Raw genomic sequence first — 22,010 nt, 5'->3', positions numbered from 1 at the left:
TCTAACTTTTTACATCTAGACTCTATCATGACCAAATCAACCCTTAGTGAATTGTTTGGCGAATTAGGTCAAACGCCAGAAGTCATTCATACAAAACCTGGTTCAAGAGCGTTGCGGAAAGATGTTACCCTTCAGATCTATCCTCTTGCACAACTTCATGAGCTTCTCACAGTACTTAAAGGAAAAACGCAAGACGATGATGAGGACGATTATAAAATTCGCTATTTGCTCGATACAAAGTTTAATTTATGGTTTGGATTGGAAGGATTTCCCGGAAGTGAAGTACCAGCCCATTATCAAATGACTGGTGAAAAACGAGAAGAGGCCACCTGTTTTGCAGCTGGAAACATTCAATTTTCCCGAGATTTTACAACGATTGAAGCGATCAATAATAAAAGCGGCGATTTTCAACCACCTTTTCAATCCATTCAATGGGCATTGGCTGTGTTAATTCATAATCTGGAGCTTAGTTCAACAACTATTCGACTTGCAGATGAGCTTTGTATTGAATCCGCTGCTCCGATTGTCCAACACCGATTCACACTGGATGATGTACGGCAATGGGTAAGGTTGTCCTTTTCTGAGAAACTCGAAGCGTTTTCTCTGCAACCTACCGTTATTAAAACGTGTCCTTATGAAGCCCCTCACCGCCGCGTTGAGCCAGATGACCCAAGAGCACAAAAGATGAGAAGCGTTAGTCCTTTTTCCTTAGATGCTGGCTTAAGTCTTTTTTGCCCGCCATCATTTAGTTCTCTACCATCTCAATCTGGAAGTGCTTCTCAATCAGAAACGCCTTCAGAATCTAAAAAAACGCCTCTTTCTTTGTCTCGACCCCCTATGGGTTAAGCTCTTGCGATATCAAATGCTAACACGTTTGATATCGCAGGTTCCTCAAGCAATAAAGCCAATAAGCGATCAACCCCTAAAGCCACCCCACTGCATGCTGGCAAACCAGATTCTAAAGCGGCTAATAAATTCGGATCAGGTTTTGGCAGGCTTAAACCCAATGCCTTTCGTTTTGCTCGGTCTTCTTCAAATCGTAGGCGTTGCGACTCGGCATCCACTAACTCATGAAACCCATTCGCAAGCTCCACGCCTTTAAAGTAAATTTCAAACCGCTCGGCAACCTCAGCATTGACTTTTGCTAAAGATGCTTGAGAAGCTGGGAAATCATAAAGCGCAATCGGTTGATGCAATTGAGCGAGGTAAGGTTCTACACGATGACTCATTAGTAAAAATAAATACTGATCTCTATCCGTTTCATCAACCTCTAACACCGTTCCCAAGTTCTCGTGAGCCAAGTAATGTTGAAAATCTTCAAGATTTGCTTCAAACGGATCTAAACCACAAGCATTCTTAAATGCATCTCGGTACGTCATTTTTCGCATGGAGCTACAGTTTAAAATGGATTGTAAAAACGCATCCATTTCTTCCATCAGCTCATGATGATTAATTCCGAGTTGATACCATTCCAAAAGCGTAAACTCTGGATTATGCCAACGTCCAAGCTCATCATCACGAAATACGCGCGCCAATTGATAGATAGGACCACTCCCAGCAGCCAATAACCGTTTCATATGATATTCAGGTGAAGTTTGCAAAGAGTACGGCTTGCCACGAAAATAAGCCTGAATATTGGAAAGGTATACATCCGTTACCCCATAGTGCCCAAGGATTGGCGTTTCAACTTCGAGATAACCCCGCTGGTTAAAAAACTGACGGATTTTAGCCATCACTAGAGCACGTTTTTGTAACATTTCAAGCGTAGCAGAGGGTTTCCAAAGAGGGATATCCTGAATTAGATCTTGAGCCATTTAATAAAACATTCCTAGCTCTAGTCGTGCTGCTTCACTCATGCGGTCTTGCGTCCATGGCGGATCCCAGACCAGCTCGACCGTGCAATCACTCACCGCTTCTACTTGATTGACCGCTTGTTCAACGGTGCCAGGGAAGGTTTGAGCTACAGGACATCCTGGAGAGGTGAGCGTCATTTGAATGTGAACCTGGTTTTCTTCATCGATTTTCACATCATAGATTAAACCAAGATCATAAATATTTACTGGAATTTCAGGATCAAATACCGTTTTAAGCGCGGAAACAACAGCGGCTTCAAGTGCTTCTTTTTTATCCTGCTTTTTTTTAAACCCTAACATGGCTTACTCCGTTGAAACTGTAGCCTTCTCATCCTTTAAGGCGCTTTCGACCGTATGCCAAGCAAGCGTTGCGCACTTTACACGAGCAGGAAAAGTACGTACACCCGCCATTACGGCTAATTTATCCAACGTTTCAGGAGAAGGATCATCTTCCACCGTCAACATATGATGAAAACGTTTAAACAGTTCGTGCGCTTCTTTGATTGTTTTACCCCGCAATACTTCCGTCATTAACGACGCGGAAGCTTGCGAAATGGCGCACCCGCATCCAAGAAAACTAATATCGGTGATTACCTCGTTTTCGAGATGAATATAAACGGTTAATTTATCACCACAAAGTGGGTTGTATCCTTTTGCTTGGCAAGTGGGATTCTCCATCTCATGGTGATTTCTTGGGTTACGGTTATGATCAATAATGATCTCTTGATAAAGTTCTCGTAAATCCATTAACCAAATACCTCTTTAACTCGATGCAATGCTTTAACGCATTGATCAATTTCATGCTTCGTGTTGTAAAAAGACATCGAAATACGGGTAGTCGCAGGTACATCATAAAATTCCATCAAGGGCATGGCACAATGATGACCACTACGAATGGCAATGCCTTCATTATCCATAATTGTCCCAATATCATGAGAATGAATAGTCCCATGCACGAAAGACACAATGGGTACTTTATCGCTGGCCGTACCAATTAAATTAAATCCTTTAACCGAACGAACGGCATCGGTTGCGTAATCCAATAATTTCTTCTCATAAGCGACAACCGCATCCATATCAAGCGACCACAAATAATCAATCGCTGCCCCTAATCCAATGGCACCCGCAATATTGGGTGTACCGGCTTCAAATTTATACGGTAATGGAGCGTAATCGGTGGAAGCGAAGGTCACGTAGTTAATCATTTCGCCACCCCCTTGATAAGGAGCCATATCATTTAGCAAATGTTCTTTTGCCCATAAGACGCCAATTCCGGTTGGGCCGTACATTTTATGACCTGAAAAAGCATAAAAATCACAATCCAGAGCCAAAACATCGACGGGAAGATGCGCTGTAGCCTGAGCGCCATCGAGAAGCACAAGCGCACCATGAGCATGCGCCATTTCAATCATTTGCTTGACTGGATTGATAGTCCCCAACGCATTAGATGCATAGTTGATCGCCACAAATTTTGTGTTAGCTGATAATTTTTTTTCAAACTCATCCAACAACACTTCACCCTCTAAGGAAATAGGTGCTACTTGCAAAACGGCACCGGTTTTTTTACATACCATCTGCCAGGGAACAATGTTGGAATGATGCTCCATATAGGTGATTAAAATTTCTTCACCAGGCTCAATTCGTGGAGCAACAAAGCTTTGTGCGACTAAATTGATAGCTTCGGTGGTACCACGTACAAAAACACACTCATGCGCGTGTTTTGCGCCAATAAATCGTCTGATTTTATCGCGTGCTGATTCAAATTGTTGGGTAGCACGCACACTTAAAGAATGAACGCTGCGATGCACATTCGAATTATCATGCGTATAAAAATTAGAAATCGCATCAATCACGGCTTTGGGTTTTTGAGTCGTTGCTGCGTTATCAAGATAAATTAATGGACTGCCATTAATCTCTTGATGCAACGTTGGAAAATCACGTCGGATTTTTTCTACGTTAAATGTTGTCGTTTGTTCCGTCATCGCTTCATCCTAATTGCTGTGTTAAACGGTTTTTCATCCACAGAGCCAATTTAGGCTTGTCCACAGCCTCTAGATTTTCGGCGGCAAACGCATGGATTAAATAACGACTGGCCTCAGCCCGCTCTATACCACGAGTAGCCAAGTAAAATAATGCGTCTTCATCTAACTGCCCAACCGTCGCACCATGCGTGCACACCACGTCATCGGCAAAAATTTCCAGTTGTGGTTTAGTATCTACCTCTGCATTGGCTGACAATAAAATATTTTTGTTTTGCTGCTTGGCAACCGTTCGTTGAGCATCTTTGGCTACATTAACCTTGCCATTAAACACAGCACGAGAATGCTGAGATAAGATCCCTTTATAATCCTGTTCACTTTGACAATCCGCTACGCGATGTTCAACCAATGTATGATGATCGATATGCTGTCCCTCACCGGGTGCATAAATACCATTCATCAAACAGCGAGCGCCAAAAGCATCCAAACGAACGGTCACATCGCTTCGAACGAGTTTTCCACCAATACTGAAAGAATGGCTATCTACACGACTATTTTCATTCTGTAGTACAGCTAAATGGCCAATATGATAAGCCTTCTTCCCTTCACGCTGAATTTTATAATGTTTAACGTGGGCGTTTTGACCCGCAACAAGTTCAGTCATCGTATTCGTGAAGTAACTCACCTCCTCACAACCTTGATAATCTTCAATGATGCTAATAGAACTATCGCTTTCAACCACGATGAGATGACGAAGATAAACCGCTTGTTCTTCTACCCGCTGAGCCTGAGTGATTAAAAGGGTTTCATCCACATTTATTCCCTGAGGCACATAAATAAATAAACCACTTTGCATGATGGCCGTATTGAGGGCTTGAAATGCATGCTCATGAGGCAAAATTTTCCCTAAATAGGGTTCGATTTTATCCTGGTGTTCGGTTAATGCCTGAACTAAAGGCTTAATAATCACTCCTGCTGGAAGTTTCGCTCGCAAAGATTCAAGGCCGAATAGTTCACCATTCACAATATTCACAGTTAAATCGGCTGGAATATCTTGTTCGATGGGTTCTAAAGGTTGTTTAAGGGATTTTGCCACCTTAAACTCCTGCTTTAGAAACGAATCGAGTGCCGTATATTTCCACTCTTCATGATGGCGAGTAGGAAATCCGATGCGTGAAAAATCAGCCAATGCGCTGTCTTGCAACATTGCAAGCCAGGGGTTAGTCGAACGTTCTGACTTCGCTTCTTCTTGATAGAACTCTAACCGTTCGCTCATGCCTGCTCCGTCTCCTCAAGCCAGCTATAGCCTTTATCTTCAAGTTCTAATGCTAATGATTTATCACCTGATTTAATGATCCGGCCATTGGCTAAAACGTGAATATAATCCGGCTCAATATAATTTAAGAGTCTTTGATAATGCGTCACTAAAATGATGGAGCGATCTTTACTTCGCATCGCATTCACTCCCTCGGAGATGACTCGTAACGCGTCAATATCAAGGCCAGAGTCGGTTTCATCGAGCACGGCAAGCTTCGGTTCTAAGGCCGCCATTTGCAAAATTTCATTACGCTTTTTTTCACCGCCAGAAAATCCTTCATTGATGCTACGGTATAAAAAGCTCTCATCCATATCCAATAACTGACATTTAGAACGGATATAACTTAAAAATTCAATTGCATCCATGGGCTTTTTACCCTGTCCTTTACGAACAGCATTGACGGATGCTTTTAAGAAATTAATATTCGTGACGCCAGGAATTTCGACAGGATACTGAAACGACAAAAAAATTCCTGCTTGAGCGCGCTCTGCTGGGTCCAGAGGCAATAAATCGTTACCTTGATAAAGAATTTCACCGCTTTGTACCTCATAAGCGGGATGGCCAGCTAGCACTTTCGATAAGGTGCTCTTACCCGAACCATTGGGCCCCATAATGGCGTGCACTTCTCCAGCCTCTACGTTAAGATTAATTCCTTTTAAAATTGGCTGATCGTTTACCGCTACATTTAACTGTTTGATTGATAACATTAACCTACTGCCCCTTCCAAACTAATACCTAATAACTTTGTGGCTTCTACTGCAAATTCCATCGGTAATTCTTTTAAAACCTGTTTGCAAAAGCCATTGACGATCATCGATACCGCATCTTCGGTATCAATTCCACGCTGTTGACAATAAAACAACTGATCCTCACTGATTTTTGAGGTAGTGGCTTCGTGTTCAACCTGAGCTGATGGATTTTTTACTTCAATATAAGGAAAGGTATGCGCCGAACAGTCACTGCCCATTAGCATCGAATCACACTGTGTATAATTACGTGCATTGGTTGCTGTGGGAGCGATGCGCACTAACCCTCGATAGGCATTATGGGAGCGACCCGCGCTAATGCCTTTTGAAATAATTGTAGAACGCGTATTTTTGCCGATATGAATCATCTTAGTACCTGTATCGGCCTGCTGGAAATTATTCGTCACCGCAACGGAGTAAAACTCCCCAACCGATTCATCGCCTTGCAAGATGACGCTAGGATATTTCCAGGTAATAGCGGATCCTGTTTCAATTTGAGTCCAAGATATTTTGGAACGTTTTCCACGACAAGCCCCACGTTTAGTAACAAAGTTGTAAATTCCACCCTTGCCTTCTTTATCACCTGGATACCAATTCTGTACGGTGGAATATTTAATCTGTGCGCCATCAAGTGCTACGAGTTCAACGACGGCTGCATGCAATTGGTTTTCATCGCGCATGGGTGCTGTACACCCTTCTAGGTATGACACATAACTATCACAATCTGCCACTATGAGGGTTCGTTCAAACTGGCCTGTAGAGGCTGCATTAATTCGAAAATAGGTGGATAATTCCATAGGACAGCGCACCCCTTTCGGGATATACACAAAAGAGCCATCGCTAAAAACTGCGGAATTTAAGGCCGCATAAAAATTATCGCGATAAGAAACCACAGAACCCAAATACTGACGTACCAGATCAGGGTGCGTTTTAACCGCTTCGGAAAGAGGGGAAAAGATAACGCCTTTTTCAGCTAGTTTTTCTTTAAACGTGGTCGCGACAGAAACGCTATCAAACACGGCATCCACAGCAACCCCTGCTAACATTTCCTGTTCACGCAAAGGAATACCTAGTTTTTCATAGGTGCGTAATAGCTCTGGATCTACTTCATCAAGGCTTTTAGGACCATCTTTTTTGCTTTTAGGTGCTGAATAATAAGAAATGGCCTGATAATCCACAGGAGGATAATGAACACTAGACCATGCTGGATGCTTCATTGTTTGCCAGTGACGAAAAGCTTTAAGGCGCCATTCCAGTAAAAATTCAGGCTCACCTTTAATTGCAGAAAGACGGCGGATAACGTCTTCATCCAAGCCAGGAGGAAACGTTTCGACTTCAATATCGGTAACAAAACCGTGTTGATATTCCCGCTCCAGCAGGGAATTGATTTGTGCATTATTTTTAGCCACTTATAACTCCAGTGCTCAGCCGTTTGATGGGATCGACGTTGACGGATTTCAAACCTGGCCTTGCTAAATCTTCAAGACTGACACTCTCCAAAGCCGATTCAATTGCATGACTGATCAAGCGCCAGTTACTTTGAACATGACAAACGCCTTGCAACGAACATTCATTCGGCTCCATGCTGCACTCGGTTAATCCACGATGCTCTTCCAATGCATAAATAATTTCTGCTACTGAAATGTCGGATGCAGGCCGCTGTAAACGATATCCCCCAGCAACGCCACGATTGGATGTTAATAATCCAGCCGCAGTCAAACGTTTTAATAATTTACTGACCGTAGGAACCGTTAGGTGCGTATGTGCCGCTATATCTCGCGCATTACTTACTTGCTCAACACGCTTGGCAAGATACACCATCACAACTGTTCCATAATCGGCCAATTTGCTGATGCGAAGCATATCACTCCTACTCGAAACAATCTAGTACCAATTAAGTCTTATTTTTCTCTTTTAAATATAGTACCTATTTGGTTCTATTTAAAGTAAACTGCTAATAATACCCGAATAAGATCATCCTGACTAGTTTTTGGACCTTGGTGCACGGGCAAAACGCATCTAATTTTTGAACATTACACGCTTTTTTTGTCTACTTACTTTGCTTTATGCACCGTCTCTTGATCACATCTTTGTCTAACCACACGGCTTGATCGTGTGCCCAGTGTTTTAATGCAGTGCTTATGGTGGTCAAGCCACATAACCTAGAAGACTAGAGCTGGACTAGATTTTCAGAAATGTGGAGAAGATTCAGCTTTCTGCAGGGGAGCCAGGTATTGTAAGTGATTGCCTCAGGTACGTCGTGGCAAGTAAGTACATCGTAGCAAACCTTACCAACTCATGAACATACACGCACTGTCCAATTTTTAAGAGCTATCTCGCAATACCGGAGAGCACATTTTGCTCACAATGCGCGGTTGACAATCATGCATAGATCCTTATAATGCAAGGCTTAGACTTAAGTGGATTGTTTATGACTAAATTTCCAAGCTTAACCCGCACGTTATTTGCTATCCTGGTATCAACCTTCATTCAGTTCAATGCGGTAGCAGAGCCTGCTAACCTTGATCGCTTAATACATGAGGTCAAAACCTATCATGATAATGGCGATTACCATAATGAAATTAATACCATCGCGGCACAAGCTCGGGAATACATCAATAAACGAGCCGAGCTCAATGCTAAAACCCATCACCCGCAAAAATTAGCACTGGTGTTGGATATTGATGAAACCAGCGTTACCAACTATGACAAAATGGTTGCTCGCCATTTTCTCCCCAACAAGGAGCAAATCCATCGCGAAATCATGGCCGCTGATTCTCCAGCGATAAAACCAATTTTAGCCTTGTATCACGATGCACTAAAACATGATATTAAGGTGTTTTTTGTCACTGGACGAAAAGAATCAGAGCGCAATGCTACGAGTAAAAACTTAAAACGCGCTGGATTTACGACTTGGTCTGGACTTTATCTTAGACCTGATAATTACAGCCGTCCTTCCATTATTCCCTTTAAATCCAAAGCTCGTGAAGCCATCGAACGCAAAGGATTTACGATTATTGCGTCCATTGGGGATCAGGTAAGCGATTTAAAAGGTGGTTTTGCTGAAAAAACGTTTAAACTCCCTAATCCCTATTATTATTTGCCTTAGCCATAAATTTTTCTTATAGATTGTTCATTTAAAATATTTGGCTACACTTTTTGTAGTCTTTCAAAAGGAATTTCACTTACCAACGTAAAAACAGGAAGTCATTATATGAAACAAGTACTTATCACTGGAGCAAATCGCGGCATTGGTTTTTCCTTCGCAAAGGCGTTAGCCGAGCTTGGGTTTACGGTATTTGCAACCTGTCGCCACCCTAAAGAGGCCAAAGAATTACAACAACTCAGTGAATCGCAAGAAAACATTCACATAAAAACCCTAGACATTACAAATGATGATAACATTCAGCAACTCGCCGATGAATTAAGTAACACATCGATAGACTGGCTTATTAATAATGCTGGCATTAGTGGTGAACAAGGGGTTACCGTTGGCAATATTTCCCGGGACAATTTTTTAAAGGTGTTTGAAGTCAATTGTCTCAGTACCCTTAAGGTTTCAGAAGCGTTTCTACCCCATTTGGCTCAAAGCCAAGATAAACTTATCATTTGCATTAGTTCTCGCATGGGAAGCATCAGTGATAACGAGCGTGGTCGAAGTTATGCTTATCGTACCAGCAAAGCCGCACTTAATTGCGCCTTGCGTTCTTTTGCCATTGATGTTGCTAAAGACGACGTCAATGTTATGTTACTTCACCCAGGGTGGGTAAAAACCGATATGGGTGGGGAAGATGCGGAACTTACACCCGAAGAAAGTGTGCGTCGGATGTTAAACGTCATCAACCAACACAAAGTGAACAGCCACGCTGAAGTATTGTGGAGTCATGACGGATCAATTATTGAATGGTAATGACTGGATCTTTATTAATGAAAAGGTTGTTTTTAACTCAATACGAAAAATAACTCGTCTTTGCGAGCATTAGCGAAGCAATCTAGATCGATGCTCCGTTGAAATTATGAACTAGATTGCTTCACTTCGTTCGCAATGACGACGGTATTTTTCATGTGTAGGCCCTGGGTTGCAACGTCGGTAAACGATTAAGCCCCATATTCTACAGCAATAATCTCATACTCAACGACACCGCCTGGCGTATTGACCTCTACGGTATCATCGAGCTCTTTTCCAATTAAGGCCCGTCCAATTGGAGAACTGTAAGAAATTTTATTGAGTTTTAAATCGGCTTCATCTTCACCCACGATTTGATAAGAAATTTCTTCGTCGGTTTTTACATGACATAAGCGAACAGTCGTTCCAAAAATGACTTTACCATTATTGGGCATTTTGCTGACATCAATAATTTGAGCGTTGGAGATTTTCGCTTCAAGTTCCTGAATACGGCCTTCTATAAAACTTTGTTGTTCACGCGCAGCGTGATATTCCGCATTTTCTTTCAAATCGCCATGCGCTCTGGCAGTCGCAATGGCTTCAATAATGCGAGGCCGCTCTATTGATTTTAATTTTTGTAACTCATATTTAAGTGCTTCTGCACCATTTAGGGTCATAGGATGTTTTTGCATAATTACTCCATGATATCAAGATACCGCATCAAAACGCTTTGCTGTTTGGTTAGTCTAAATCTTTTATTGAAGGCCTAAATGCATAAGCCATAGTGTTTAAACTAATTAGGTTAATGAAGATCTTGTAAACGCGTGACGGTTTCACGATCTTCATACTTCATTGCCAAACAGGCGGCTTCAGCGCCAGACAGCGTGGTGGTATAACTTACTTTGTGCTGCAAAGCATTGCGACGAATATCGAATGAATCCGCAATGGCTTGCTTTCCTTCCGTTGTATTAACAATAAAATCAATGTCATTATTTTTAATATAGTCCACAATATGTGGTCTGCCTTCGGCTACTTTAAAAACCCGTTTACAATTGATTCCCGCGGCTTGTAAAACTGCAGCGGTGCCGCGCGTGGCGATTATATCAAATCCTAATGCAATTAAGCGTTTGGCAATTTCACCAATACGAGCTTTATCTGCTTCTCGGACAGAAAGAAATGCACGGCGGCGTTTTTTAATATTCACACCAGCGCCCAGTTGGGCTTTAGCATACGCTTGTCCAAAGCGTCTAGCAATCCCCATCACTTCACCAGTCGATTTCATCTCAGGACCAAGAATCGAATCAACCCCTGAGAATTTGATAAAAGGGAATACGGGCAGTTTGATGGAATAAAACGAAGGCATGGGGTAATGCTGTGTGATCCCTTGATCTTTTAAGGATTGCCCTACTTTACAACGAGCTGCAATTTTCGCTAACGGTAAGCCCGTTGCTTTAGACACAAAAGGAACCGTTCTTGAAGCACGGGGATTTACTTCTAAGACATAGATATCATCAGATTGTATCGCAAATTGGGCGTTGATCAAGCCAACGACTCCAAGCTCCAAAGCCAATAAACGCAGCTGTTCAATTAAATCTTGTTGCACCACGACACTTAAACTAAAAGGGGGTAAGGTGCAGGCAGAGTCGCCCGAGTGAATACCTGCTTGTTCAATATGCTCCATAATGGCACCGACCAATACATCCTTGCCATCACAGACTGCATCAATATCCACCTCGATGGCATCATCTAAAAATTTATCCAGTAATACTGGTGAGTCATTCGATACTTCGACCGCATGAGCCAAATAGTGCCTTAAATCCTCTTCTTGATACACCACTTCCATGGCTCGTCCACCCAATACGTAGGAAGGCCGGACCACTAAGGGATAACCGATTTGGTTCGCTAAAGCTACTGCATCTTCTTCACTGGTGACCGTACCATTTGCTGGCTGATGAAGATTGAGCTTATGCACTACTTCCTGAAAGCGTTTACGATCTTCTGCCTTGTCGATAGAATCTGGGGAGGTACCTATAATTTTAACTCCATTCGCCTCTAAATCACGCGCGAGCTTCAAAGGTGTTTGACCACCATAATGAACAATGATCCCTTCTGGTTTTTCAATGTCTACAATGGCTAAAACATCTTCTAAGGTAACGGGTTCAAAATACAAACGGTCGGACGTATCAAAATCGGTGGAGACCGTCTCTGGATTACAATTTACCATGATGGTTTGATAGCCCGCTTCTCTTAAAGCCATTGCTGCGTGAACGCAGCAGTAATCAAATTCAATGCCTTGTCCAATGCGGTTAGGACCACCGCCTAAAATGATAATTTTTTGCTGATCTTCATCCGGCTTTGCTTCACACAAGGTTTCATAGCAAGAATAAAGATAAGCAGTTTCACTAGGAAATTCGCCTGCACAAGAGTCAATGCGTTTATAAACGGGTAAGACGCCCAACGATTTTCGATAAGTCCGAACCTCGGCTTCACTGCAATGTAACAACGTGCCTAAATACGCATCTGAAAATCCACGCCGCTTTAATTGCCTTAGCGTTGTTTTATCGAGGTCTTGTAAAGCACGTCCTTTAATCAGGGTTTCATAATGCACAAGCTCTTGGATTTGCGCTAAAAACCAAGGGTCTACCTTCGATTCTTGATTAATTTCTTCCAGTAACATACCTTTTCTAAACGCATCTGCGATGTACCAAAGCCTGTCTGGTGTAGGCTCTCTTAGATGACCCCGCAATACCGCATTATCATGATGTTTATATAATGGCTGCAATCCTGATCTTCCGATTTCTAATCCACGAATTGCTTTTTGCAAGGACTCCTGAAATGTACTGCCTATAGCCATCACTTCGCCAACCGATTTCATTTGGGTGGTAAGCGTTTTGGAGGTTTGTGGAAATTTATCAAAATTAAACCGTGGAATTTTAGTCACGACGTAATCAATGGACGGCTCAAAGGATGCAGGAGTTTTACCGCCTGTGATTTCATTCGCTAATTCATCCAACGTATAACCAACAGCCAATAGTGCCGCAACTTTTGCGATAGGAAAGCCCGTTGCCTTAGACGCTAGGGCAGAGCTTCGTGAAACTCTTGGATTCATTTCTACCACGAGCATGCGACCATCTTCAGGGTTAATGGCAAACTGAACATTTGAGCCGCCTGTATCCACCCCTACCGCGCGCAATACTTTAATGGCTGCATCTCGCATACGTTGGTATTCTTTATCGGTTAACGTTTGTGCAGGAGCCACTGTAATGGAGTCACCCGTATGAACTCCCATGGGATCGAAATTCTCAATGGAGCAAACAATAATGCAGTTATCGTTTTTATCGCGCACAACTTCCATTTCATATTCTTTCCAACCCAACACCGACTCATCAAGTAGTAATTCATGAGTGGGAGAAAGTTCTAAACCCTGAGCGCAAATGTTTTCAAATTCCTCTCGGTTATAGGCAATTCCGCCCCCGCTGCCTCCCATAGTGAACGAGGGTCTAATAATGGTGGGGAAACCAAGCTGAGCTTGGACAGATAGCGCTTCTTCCATGCTATGGGCAATAGCGGATCGTGGCATTTCAAGACCGATTTGTTTCATTAACTGGCGAAATTTTTCCCGATCTTCCGCTTTATCAATTGCTTCTTTGGATGCGCCAATTAATTCAACATTAAACTTTGATAAAATGCCTTCGCGAACCAAATCCAATGCACAGTTTAACGCGGTTTGACCTCCCATCGTGGGCAGCAAAGCATCTGGACGCTCCTGTTCAATGATGCGGGCCACCTCGGGCCAGAGTACGGGCTCGATATACGTTGCATCCGCTAACTCAGGATCCGTCATAATCGTTGCGGGATTTGAGTTTACCAATATGACTCGATACCCTTCTTTTTTTAATGCCCTTACAGCCTGAGTTCCAGAGTAATCAAATTCACAGGCCTGGCCAATGACAATAGGCCCTGCGCCTAGTACTAGTATGGATTGAATATCGGTTCGTTTTGGCATATCACATCAAAAAAAATGTAAAGTGGTTTATTCTAGCGGTTTTTGGCAAAAGTTTATACCTAAAGAGGGAAATTAAATTGGGGCCTACGCATGAAAAGGTTGTTTTTAACTCAATACTAAAAAACAACTCGTCTTTGCGAGCATTAGCGAGGCAATCCAGATCGATGCTCGGTTGAAATCCTGTACTGGATTGCTTCACTTCGTTCGCAATGACGAGGGTATCTTTTGGGGCTTGGCCTAATCTACTACTCGAGTGATTATATTTTATCCGAATCTAGTAACGGTAGTGATCCGGCTTAAAAGGTCCATTCACATCAACACCAATATAATTAGCCTGCTCTTCAGTTAGCTTTGTAAGCTTAGCCCCAATACGACCTAAATGGAGTCGTGCTACTTTTTCATCAAGATGTTTTGGTAATACATATACTTGATTCTGGTAGCGATCACTATACTTAAATAATTCAATTTGAGCTAAGACTTGATTCGTAAAAGAAGCAGACATCACAAAGCTAGGATGCCCTGTTGCACAACCTAAGTTAACCAGACGTCCCTCGGCTAATACGATGATGCGCTTCCCATCGGGGAAAATCACATGGTCAACTTGGGGTTTAATATTTTCCCATTGATACGGACGCAAACTTTCAATATCAATTTCAGAATCAAAATGACCAATATTGCATAATATCGCTTGATTTTTCATTCGAACCATATGTTCGTGAGCTACCACATGAAAATTTCCTGTGGCGGTTACCACAATATCCACTTTCTCGGCTACTTCGTCCAGTGTAACTACTGGATATCCTTCCATGGCTGCTTGCAGTGCGCAAATGGGATCAATTTCTGCAACCCAAACCACTGCGCCTTGGCCTCTTAATGCCTGAGCACACCCTTTACCGACGTCGCCATATCCAAGAATTAATACGACTTTTCCAGCGATCATCACGTCTGTTGCACGCTTTATCCCATCCAGTAAAGACTCTCGACATCCATATAAGTTGTCAAATTTGGATTTAGTGACTGAATCATTCACGTTAATAGCGGGTGTTTTTAACACGCCTTTTTTTGCCATCTCATACAATCGTGCGACACCGGTTGTAGTTTCTTCAGAAACACCTTTGATTCCATCTAATAAATGCGCATGTTTTTCATGAATAATTTGAGTTAAGTCGCCGCCGTCATCTAACAGCATATTAGGAACCCAACCATCTGGTCCTTTTAACGTTTGCTCTACACACCACCAATACTCTTCCTCAGTTTCTCCTTTCCACGCAAACACAGGAACCCCTGCAGCAGCTATGGCTGCAGCCGCATGATCTTGCGTTGAAAAAATATTGCAAGAAGACCAGCGTACCTCTGCCCCAAGTGCAATTAAAGTCTCAATGAGTACGGCTGTTTGGATAGTCATATGTAAACAACCAGCGATGCGTGCACCTTTTAAGGGTTGTTCTCCTCCAAACTCTTCTCGTAAAGCCATCAATCCCGGCATCTCGGTTTCTGCAATGGCAATTTCTTTGCGGCCCCAGTCGGCTAAGGAGAGATCAGCGACTTTAAAATCTTCTTGAGCCGCAGTTTCGTTGACAAGTCTCATGCGATATCCTTTTATTATTTCTTTTTGTTTATAGCGCTTTCTTAAGTTCTTCGACTTTATCCAAACGCTCCCAAGGTAAGCCGTCTCGCCCATAATGACCATAGGCTGCGGTTTGACGATAAATGGGGCGCAATAAATTATGATAATCAATTATACCTTGCGGTGTTAAATCGAAATGGGTATTGATTAAATCGATAATGGTCGCTTCATCGAGTTTTCCTGTACCAAATGTATCGACATAAATGGACGTTGGCTCAGCGACACCTATTGCATAAGATACTTGGATCTCACAGCGCTCAGCTATGCCTGAAGCCACAATATTTTTTGCCACATGCCGAGCGGCATAGGCAGCAGAACGATCAACTTTCGATGGATCTTTTCCGGAAAAACACCCGCCACCATGTCTTGCCATGCCTCCATAAGTATCGACAATGATTTTACGACCCGTTAATCCGCAATCTCCCAAAGGTCCTCCAATCACAAATCGCCCGGTTGGGTTAATAAAGTAACGAGTTTGAGGAGATAACCATTCTTTAGGTAAAATCGGTTTTATGATTTCTTCTCGTACCGCCTCAACTAATTCTTTATGTGATATATCTTCTGCATGTTGGGTTGAGAAAACAACGGTATTAACTCCAACAGGCTTTCCCTGTTCATAATTTAACGTAATCTGACATTTAGCATCGGGACGAAGCCAAGACAGTGCGCCATTTTTTCGAAGTGTTGCCTGCTGCATCATTAAGCGATGAGCATAAGCAATGGGCGCTGGCATGTACGCTTCGGTTTCAGAGCTCGCGTATCCAAACATTAATCCCTGGTCTCCAGCACCCAGTTTTTTAGTATCTTGATTATCCACACCCTGAGCAATATCTGGCGATTGTTTGCCAATTGCAGACAATACAGCGCAAGATTCCCAATCAAATCCCATTTCAGAACTGTTGTATCCAATATCCTTAATCACAGAACGTGTAATTTCTTCGACATCCACCCATGCTTTCGTACTAATTTCGCCACCCACGAGCACCATACCGGTTTTGACAAAGGTTTCGCAGGCTACCCGCGCATGTTGATCTTGTGCGAGAAGTTCATCCAAAATTGCATCGGAGATTTGATCGGCAATCTTATCTGGATGACCTTCGGAAACTGATTCTGACGTGAAAACAAAAGAAGAACTCACAGCATAACTCCTATTAACTAGCTCATTAACTGAATGAACTGTTCAAATATAACCTCGATATCGTGCGGGCCTGGGCCAGCTTCGGGGTGTCCTTGAAATCCAAAAGCAGGTTTTTTACGATGTTTAATTCCTTGCAAGCTCTCATCGAATAAAGATCGATGTGTAACCTGTAAACTATCTGGTAAAGTGGCTTCATCGATAGCAAATCCATGGTTTTGGCTTGTAATAAATACTCGTTTACTGCCATTCGTTTCAATTACCGGATGATTCGCACCGTGATGACCAAATTTCATTTTCATGGATTTTGCCCCACAGGCTAAAGCTAAAATCTGAAATCCTAGGCAGATCCCAAATAGAGGAATTCCCGCTTTTAAAAATTCTTGGGTTGCTTCAATCGCATAATCACACGCTTGGGGATCACCAGGGCCATTAGATAAAAAGACTCCATCTGGCTCCATCGCTAAGACTTCAGCCGCAGGGGTTTGTGCAGGGACTAAGGTAATATGACAACCCAAATCATGAAGAATTCGCAAAATATTATGTTTAATTCCAAAATCGTAGGCAATTACATGAAACTGTAACGGGCGTGATTGTCTTGCCCAATCACCTAAGCCCTCATGCCATCGTTCTTTTGTTTGCCTTGAGACAGTTTTTGCTAAATCAACGCCCTCTAACCCTTTAAACGACTGCGCAAGCTTTTTCGCTTTATTAGCCTGCTCTACATGGGTGCTGATGCAAGCGCCTATTGTGCCATGATCTCGTAATCTTAAGGTTAACTCCCGGGTGTCAATACCTGCAATGGCGACGATGCCGTGTTTATTTAACCATTCAGATAATGAGTATTGAGAGCGAAAATTGCTGGGTATAATACTGCAATCGCGAATCACAAGCCCACTGGCCCAAACCCGAGAAGATTCCATATCTTCATCGTTGCAACCCGTATTGCCCACATGAGCAGCAGTTAAAGTGATAATCTGATGGGCATATGAGGGGTCGGTCAACATCTCTTGGTATCCGGTCATTGAAGTATTAAATACTAATTCCCCAACGCTTTCACCCGGAGCCCCAACCGAAACTCCTTCATAAACCGAACCATCGGCAAGCACTAAAATTGCAGGTTTCGAAATCATCTACAGCACACTTGGTAAGAACTATTCGCAAAATAGCTCATTGTAACTTAGTGTTAGAATAATAGAAACTATATTTACAGGTCAAACGCATGCTATGAAAATACAGTACGTTGTCTTTGCGAACAAAGTGAAGCAATCCATTACGACATCCTAACGAAGCATCGATCTGGATTGCTTCACTTCGTTCGCAAAGACGGCGTTTTGATTTTATTTGCAGAGAATATGCGTTTGCCCTGACTATATTTAAAACTTCATGTCTTCAAAGAACTTCTTCACGCCATCAAACCATGAACTGGTGCGAGGAGAATGTTTACCACTTTCTAAAGAACTTTGAAAGTTAGTCAGCAATTCTTTTTGTTCGCGATTTAAATTAACCGGTGTTTCAACTGTTACTTTGCAAATTAAGTCGCCAATGTCATGGCTTCGAACCGATTTAATGCCTTTGCCTCTTAACCGAAACGCTTTGCCCGTCTGCGTTTCAGGTGGAATTTTAAGTGTTACTCGTCCATCTAACGTTGGAACCTCAATCGAACCACCCAGAGCGGCCGTCACAAAACTAATCGGGACTTCACAATGAAGATTATTATCAATCCGCTCAAATAGCTCATGTGGCTTAACAGCCACTTGTACGTATAAATCACCAGTGGGTCCTCCATGAATTCCAGCCTCGCCTTCGCCACTTAAGCGAACGCGATCTCCGTTATCCACACCCGCTGGGATTTTCACGGTAAGTGTTTTACTTTCACGAACGCGCCCTTGTCCATGACAAGAAGGACAAGGTTCGGTAATAATCTGTCCCTCACCATGACAGCTTGGGCAAGTCTGTTGGATTGAGAAAAACCCCTGTTGAATGCGTACCTGGCCAACTCCATTACAAGTTTCACAGGATTTAGGTTTACTGCCTTGTTTAGCACCAGAACCATGACAAGTTGAACAATTAGCATGACGCGGAACCGTGATTTCGATTTGTTTGCCTCGGGCTGCTTCTTCAAGCGTTAACTGCACGTTAAATTGCAAGTCAGATCCACGTTGTCCGCGTGAACGATGTTGTTGGCGTCCGCCGGAAAAGATATTTTCAAATATATCCTCAAATACGTCGCCAAAACCACCAAAGCCACCAAAGCCACCACCTCCCATAGAGGGATCTACCCCTGCGTGGCCGTATTGGTCGTAGGCAGCACGTTTTTGGGGATCGGAAAGCACAGCATACGCTTTCTGAATTTCTTTAAACTTTTCCTCAGCGTTCTTGTCGTTAGCGTTACGATCAGGATGATGTTTCATCGCTAACTTGCGATAAGCTTTTTTGATTTCGGCTTCACTGGCATTGCGATTAACGCCGAGAAGTTCATAGTAATCCTGCTGTTGCATCTAAACCCACACTACGTAAATTGATTAAAAAACTGCATTGATTGTTTAATTATAACACAACCAATGCCTGGTCTAAAGAGGATATTTATCACTATATTTTGATTGGCCGTTGTTAAACTATACATGACTCTAAATTACGAACCGCTCCCTGATGGTCGCGGTTCGGAAAGTTTAATTTATAGCCGCGTTTAAGCTTGACTTAGGGAATCTCCCCTAAGTAGATGCCTATTTATTTTTCTGATCTTCATCAACTTCTTCAAACTCCGCATCGACAACACCTTCCTCAGCTTTTGCGGATTCTTTTGACTCGCCTTGAGCGGTTTCTGCTTCAGGCTGCCCCTCAGCAGATTTTTTGGCATAGACGCGTTCCGCCATTTTAGAAGAAGCATTGCTTAATACCTGCAACTTATCTTCAATCAATTTTTTATCATTACCTTTTGAAGCTTCCTTCAATTCGTTAATGGAGGTTTCAATTTCTTTTTTCTCATCATCACTTAACTCACCTTCTAAATCTTTTAATGATTTTTCAGCACTATGAATTAAGCTGTCAGCCTGGTTACGAATTTCTGCTAACTCTTTAAATTTCTTGTCTTCCTCAGCGTGCGCTTCGGCGTCTTTTACCATAGCGTCCACTTCTTCATCACTCAAACCACTGGATGCTTTAATCACAATCGATTGCGCTTTGCCTGTGGCTTTGTCCTTTGCAGACACATTCAAGATACCATTAGCATCGATATCAAAGGTAACTTCAATTTGAGGAACACCTCTTGGCGCAGGTGGAATATCCGTTAAATCGAAACGCCCAAGTGATTTGTTAGCCGAAGCTTGCTCTCGCTCACCCTGCAAGACATGAACGGTTACAGCGGTTTGATTGTCATCTGCTGTTGAAAACACTTGATTGGCCTTGGTAGGAATCGTGGTGTTTTTCTCAATCAGTTTGGTCATCACCCCGCCCAATGTTTCAATACCTAATGACAATGGGGTTACGTCTAATAACAGAATGTCTTTAACATCCCCGGATAAAACGGCCGCTTGAATAGCTGCTCCCACAGCAACGGCTTCGTCAGGATTCACGTCTTTACGAGGTTCTTTACCAAAGAAATCCTGGACCGTTTTTTGGACTAAAGGCATACGGGTTTGACCGCCGACTAGGATAACTTCATCAATTTCACCTACAGATTTTCCAGCATCTTTTAAAGCGGTTTTGCAAGGCTCAATGGTGCGCTCGACTAATTTTTCAACCAACGATTCAAGCTTTGCACGGGTTAATTTGATGTTTAAGTGCTTAGGACCAGAGGCATCGGCTGTAATGTAAGGTAAATTCACATCGGTTTGTTGGGCTGAAGACAATTCAATTTTCGCCTTTTCAGCCGCTTCTTTTAGACGTTGTAGCGCCAATGGATCGTTGTGCAAATCAATGCCTGAGTCTTTCTTAAACTCAGCCGCTAAATACTCAATTAATGCTAAGTCGAAGTCTTCACCGCCTAAGAAGGTATCCCCATTGGTAGCTAATACTTCAAATTGATGTTCGCCATCGACTTCTGCAATTTCAATAATTGAAATATCAAAGGTTCCACCACCTAAATCGTACACGGCGACAATGGAGTCTCCTCGCTTTTTATCCATACCATAAGCAAGCGCTGCAGCCGTTGGCTCATTGATAATCCGCTTGACTTCAAGACCTGCAATCTTGCCTGCGTCTTTCGTTGCCTGACGTTGTGAGTCATTAAAGTAAGCAGGAACCGTAATAACCGCTTCTTTGACTTCTTCACCTAAGTAATCTTCAGCCGTTTTCTTCATCTTTCTTAACACTTCAGCTGAAATTTGTGGTGGTGCTTTTTCTTGGCCTTTAACTTCAACCCAAGCGTCACCATTGTTGGCCTTAACGATTTTATAAGGCACCATTTTGATATCTTTTTGAACGATGGGATCGTCGTAACGTCTTCCGATCAAGCGCTTAATTGCATACAATGTGTTGTCTGGATTAGTGACAGCCTGGCGCTTTGCCGCCTGACCGACTAAAACTTCATTATCGCTGGTATAAGCCACAATGGATGGAGTAGTGCGGTGACCTTCACTATTTTCAATGACTCGAGGTTTACCCCCTTCCATGACCGCTACGCATGAGTTTGTGGTACCTAAGTCGATTCCGATGATTTTTGCCATGTTCTTATTGCTCCAATCTGTTCGTTAAATTCAATCTTGATTTTTATATGGGGACTTAATCCTGAATTTCAAGGAAAGAAATTTCCAAGAAGCATCATTTCCCTTTTGCAACAATAACCCGAGCAGGGCGTACTACTCGGTCGTTTAATTTATAACCACGTTGAAACACCGCTAACACGGTGTTAGGCTTAGCATCCTCTGATTGTTGCATTGACATTGCTTCATGTAGTTGCGGATCAAAAGGCTCACCCTGAGGATTAAGTTGTTCAACACCATGTTTTCTAAGCACATCGAGGAATAACTTCATCGTTAACTCCAATCCTTCGTGCATAGCACTGTCTTTTTCCTGTTCGGCCAATTGCAACGCTTGCTCCAAGCTATCCACAACAGGGATGAGCGAATCCACAAACTTTTCCAACCCATAACGATGCGCATTTTCAACATCTCGCTCTGCACGGCGGCGAACATTTTCAAGCTCAGCTAAGGCTTTGACCGATTTTTCCCAATGTTCATGGGCTTGTTGTTCGGCTAACGTTAGTTTTTCTTCCAGTTCTTTATAAGAGGGATGATCGAGCGCACTACTGCCTGCATCGGGATGCTCTATCTCTTCAATTAATTCGTCGATATCCTGTTTAGCCGATTCATTTTCAAGTTGCTCCTCGTGGGCCTCCCGAACTTTTTTCCAATCTTTTTTTGAATTTTCACCACTCATGTAAGAACTCCAGAACTCGTTTTTTATCGATTCCGGTAATATGTAGGGCCAGATCCTGAATATATCAAGTGCCTTGTTATT

Annotated in this window: 19 protein-coding genes; 3 read left to right on the top strand and 16 right to left on the bottom strand. The window is 42.7% G+C overall.

All coding sequences use genetic code 11. The annotated features are described in order from the left end of the window. Window positions 1-27 precede the first annotated feature (27 nt). The gene (locus E1O41_RS09795) at window positions 28-846 is read left to right on the top strand and encodes a hypothetical protein (RefSeq protein WP_131777146.1); all 819 of its coding nucleotides are present in this window, start codon (window positions 28-30) and stop codon (window positions 844-846) included. Here E1O41_RS09795 and epmA read toward each other — a convergent pair. Genes epmA through E1O41_RS09755 form a run of 8 tightly spaced genes read right to left on the bottom strand, consistent with a single transcriptional unit; the run spans window position 843 to window position 7,759 of the window. Beyond that, complete coding sequence (gene epmA / locus E1O41_RS09790; protein ID WP_131777145.1) at window positions 843-1,814, bottom strand: elongation factor P--(R)-beta-lysine ligase; 972 nt, start codon at window positions 1,812-1,814, stop codon at window positions 843-845. The two genes, E1O41_RS09795 and epmA, sit on opposite strands and share 4 nt — an antisense overlap. Next, window positions 1,815-2,153, bottom strand: coding sequence for an SUF system Fe-S cluster assembly protein (locus E1O41_RS09785; RefSeq protein ID WP_131777144.1), 339 nt, complete (start codon window positions 2,151-2,153; stop codon window positions 1,815-1,817). It lies immediately after the preceding gene. Between the two features lie 3 nt (window positions 2,154-2,156). After that, on the bottom strand, window positions 2,157-2,600 hold the full coding sequence (gene sufU / locus E1O41_RS09780) for a Fe-S cluster assembly sulfur transfer protein SufU (protein ID WP_131777143.1): 444 nt from the start codon (window positions 2,598-2,600) through the stop codon (window positions 2,157-2,159). After that, window positions 2,600-3,835, bottom strand: coding sequence for a cysteine desulfurase (locus E1O41_RS09775; RefSeq protein ID WP_131777142.1), 1,236 nt, complete (start codon window positions 3,833-3,835; stop codon window positions 2,600-2,602). Before E1O41_RS09775 ends, sufU begins: the two co-directional genes overlap by 1 nt. Before the next feature lie 4 nt (window positions 3,836-3,839). Continuing rightward, window positions 3,840-5,108 (bottom strand): Fe-S cluster assembly protein SufD, encoded by a 1,269-nt coding sequence (gene sufD, locus E1O41_RS09770; protein ID WP_131777141.1) that lies wholly within the window; start codon window positions 5,106-5,108, stop codon window positions 3,840-3,842. Beyond that, window positions 5,105-5,857, bottom strand: a complete 753-nt coding sequence (gene sufC, locus E1O41_RS09765) for a Fe-S cluster assembly ATPase SufC (RefSeq protein WP_131777140.1) — start codon at window positions 5,855-5,857, stop codon at window positions 5,105-5,107. Before sufC ends, sufD begins: the two co-directional genes overlap by 4 nt. Beyond that, window positions 5,857-7,305 carry a Fe-S cluster assembly protein SufB gene (gene sufB / locus E1O41_RS09760; RefSeq protein WP_131777139.1) on the bottom strand — a complete coding sequence of 483 codons (1,449 nt, stop codon included), beginning with the start codon at window positions 7,303-7,305 and terminating at the stop codon, window positions 5,857-5,859. Before sufB ends, sufC begins: the two co-directional genes overlap by 1 nt. After that, window positions 7,298-7,759 carry an SUF system Fe-S cluster assembly regulator gene (locus E1O41_RS09755; RefSeq protein ID WP_131777138.1) on the bottom strand — a complete coding sequence of 154 codons (462 nt, stop codon included), beginning with the start codon at window positions 7,757-7,759 and terminating at the stop codon, window positions 7,298-7,300. Before E1O41_RS09755 ends, sufB begins: the two co-directional genes overlap by 8 nt. Before the next feature lie 568 nt (window positions 7,760-8,327). Here E1O41_RS09755 and E1O41_RS09750 point away from each other — a divergent pair. Continuing rightward, window positions 8,328-9,005 carry an HAD family acid phosphatase gene (locus tag E1O41_RS09750; RefSeq protein ID WP_131777137.1) on the top strand — a complete coding sequence of 226 codons (678 nt, stop codon included), beginning with the start codon at window positions 8,328-8,330 and terminating at the stop codon, window positions 9,003-9,005. Window positions 9,006-9,110: 105 nt separating this feature from the next. Further along, window positions 9,111-9,806: an SDR family oxidoreductase gene (locus tag E1O41_RS09745; RefSeq protein ID WP_131777136.1), complete on the top strand. Its 696-nt coding sequence runs from the start codon at window positions 9,111-9,113 to the stop codon at window positions 9,804-9,806. 188 nt (window positions 9,807-9,994) lie between these two features. Here E1O41_RS09745 and greA read toward each other — a convergent pair whose 3' ends face one another. From greA to grpE, 8 genes are all read right to left on the bottom strand, one after another. Beyond that, on the bottom strand, window positions 9,995-10,474 hold the full coding sequence (gene greA, locus E1O41_RS09740) for a transcription elongation factor GreA (protein ID WP_131777135.1): 480 nt from the start codon (window positions 10,472-10,474) through the stop codon (window positions 9,995-9,997). Between the two features lie 110 nt (window positions 10,475-10,584). Further along, complete coding sequence (carB, locus tag E1O41_RS09735; RefSeq protein ID WP_131777134.1) at window positions 10,585-13,788, bottom strand: carbamoyl-phosphate synthase large subunit; 3,204 nt, start codon at window positions 13,786-13,788, stop codon at window positions 10,585-10,587. A 274-nt stretch (window positions 13,789-14,062) separates the two neighbouring features. Beyond that, on the bottom strand, window positions 14,063-15,376 hold the full coding sequence (gene ahcY, locus E1O41_RS09730; protein ID WP_131777133.1) for an adenosylhomocysteinase: 1,314 nt from the start codon (window positions 15,374-15,376) through the stop codon (window positions 14,063-14,065). Window positions 15,377-15,404: 28 nt separating this feature from the next. Further along, a complete protein-coding gene (gene metK / locus E1O41_RS09725) occupies window positions 15,405-16,553 on the bottom strand; it encodes a methionine adenosyltransferase (protein ID WP_131777132.1) in 1,149 nt (382 codons plus the stop codon). A 17-nt stretch (window positions 16,554-16,570) separates the two neighbouring features. Further along, the gene (carA, locus tag E1O41_RS09720) at window positions 16,571-17,683 is read right to left on the bottom strand and encodes a glutamine-hydrolyzing carbamoyl-phosphate synthase small subunit (RefSeq protein WP_131777131.1); all 1,113 of its coding nucleotides are present in this window, start codon (window positions 17,681-17,683) and stop codon (window positions 16,571-16,573) included. 243 nt (window positions 17,684-17,926) lie between these two features. After that, a complete protein-coding gene (gene dnaJ, locus E1O41_RS09715; RefSeq protein ID WP_131777130.1) occupies window positions 17,927-19,051 on the bottom strand; it encodes a molecular chaperone DnaJ in 1,125 nt (374 codons plus the stop codon). 225 nt (window positions 19,052-19,276) lie between these two features. After that, complete coding sequence (gene dnaK / locus E1O41_RS09710) at window positions 19,277-21,217, bottom strand: molecular chaperone DnaK (RefSeq protein ID WP_131777129.1); 1,941 nt, start codon at window positions 21,215-21,217, stop codon at window positions 19,277-19,279. 94 nt (window positions 21,218-21,311) lie between these two features. Further along, the gene (gene grpE / locus E1O41_RS09705) at window positions 21,312-21,929 is read right to left on the bottom strand and encodes a nucleotide exchange factor GrpE (protein ID WP_131777128.1); all 618 of its coding nucleotides are present in this window, start codon (window positions 21,927-21,929) and stop codon (window positions 21,312-21,314) included. Between the last annotated feature and the right edge of the window lie 81 nt (window positions 21,930-22,010).

It is taken from the genome of Legionella impletisoli (assembly GCF_900639875.1).
GTDB lineage: Bacteria > Pseudomonadota > Gammaproteobacteria > Legionellales > Legionellaceae > Legionella_A > Legionella_A impletisoli.
Note: the sequence above shows the minus strand (reverse complement) of the source record. Positions and strands in the feature narration are given on the sequence as shown.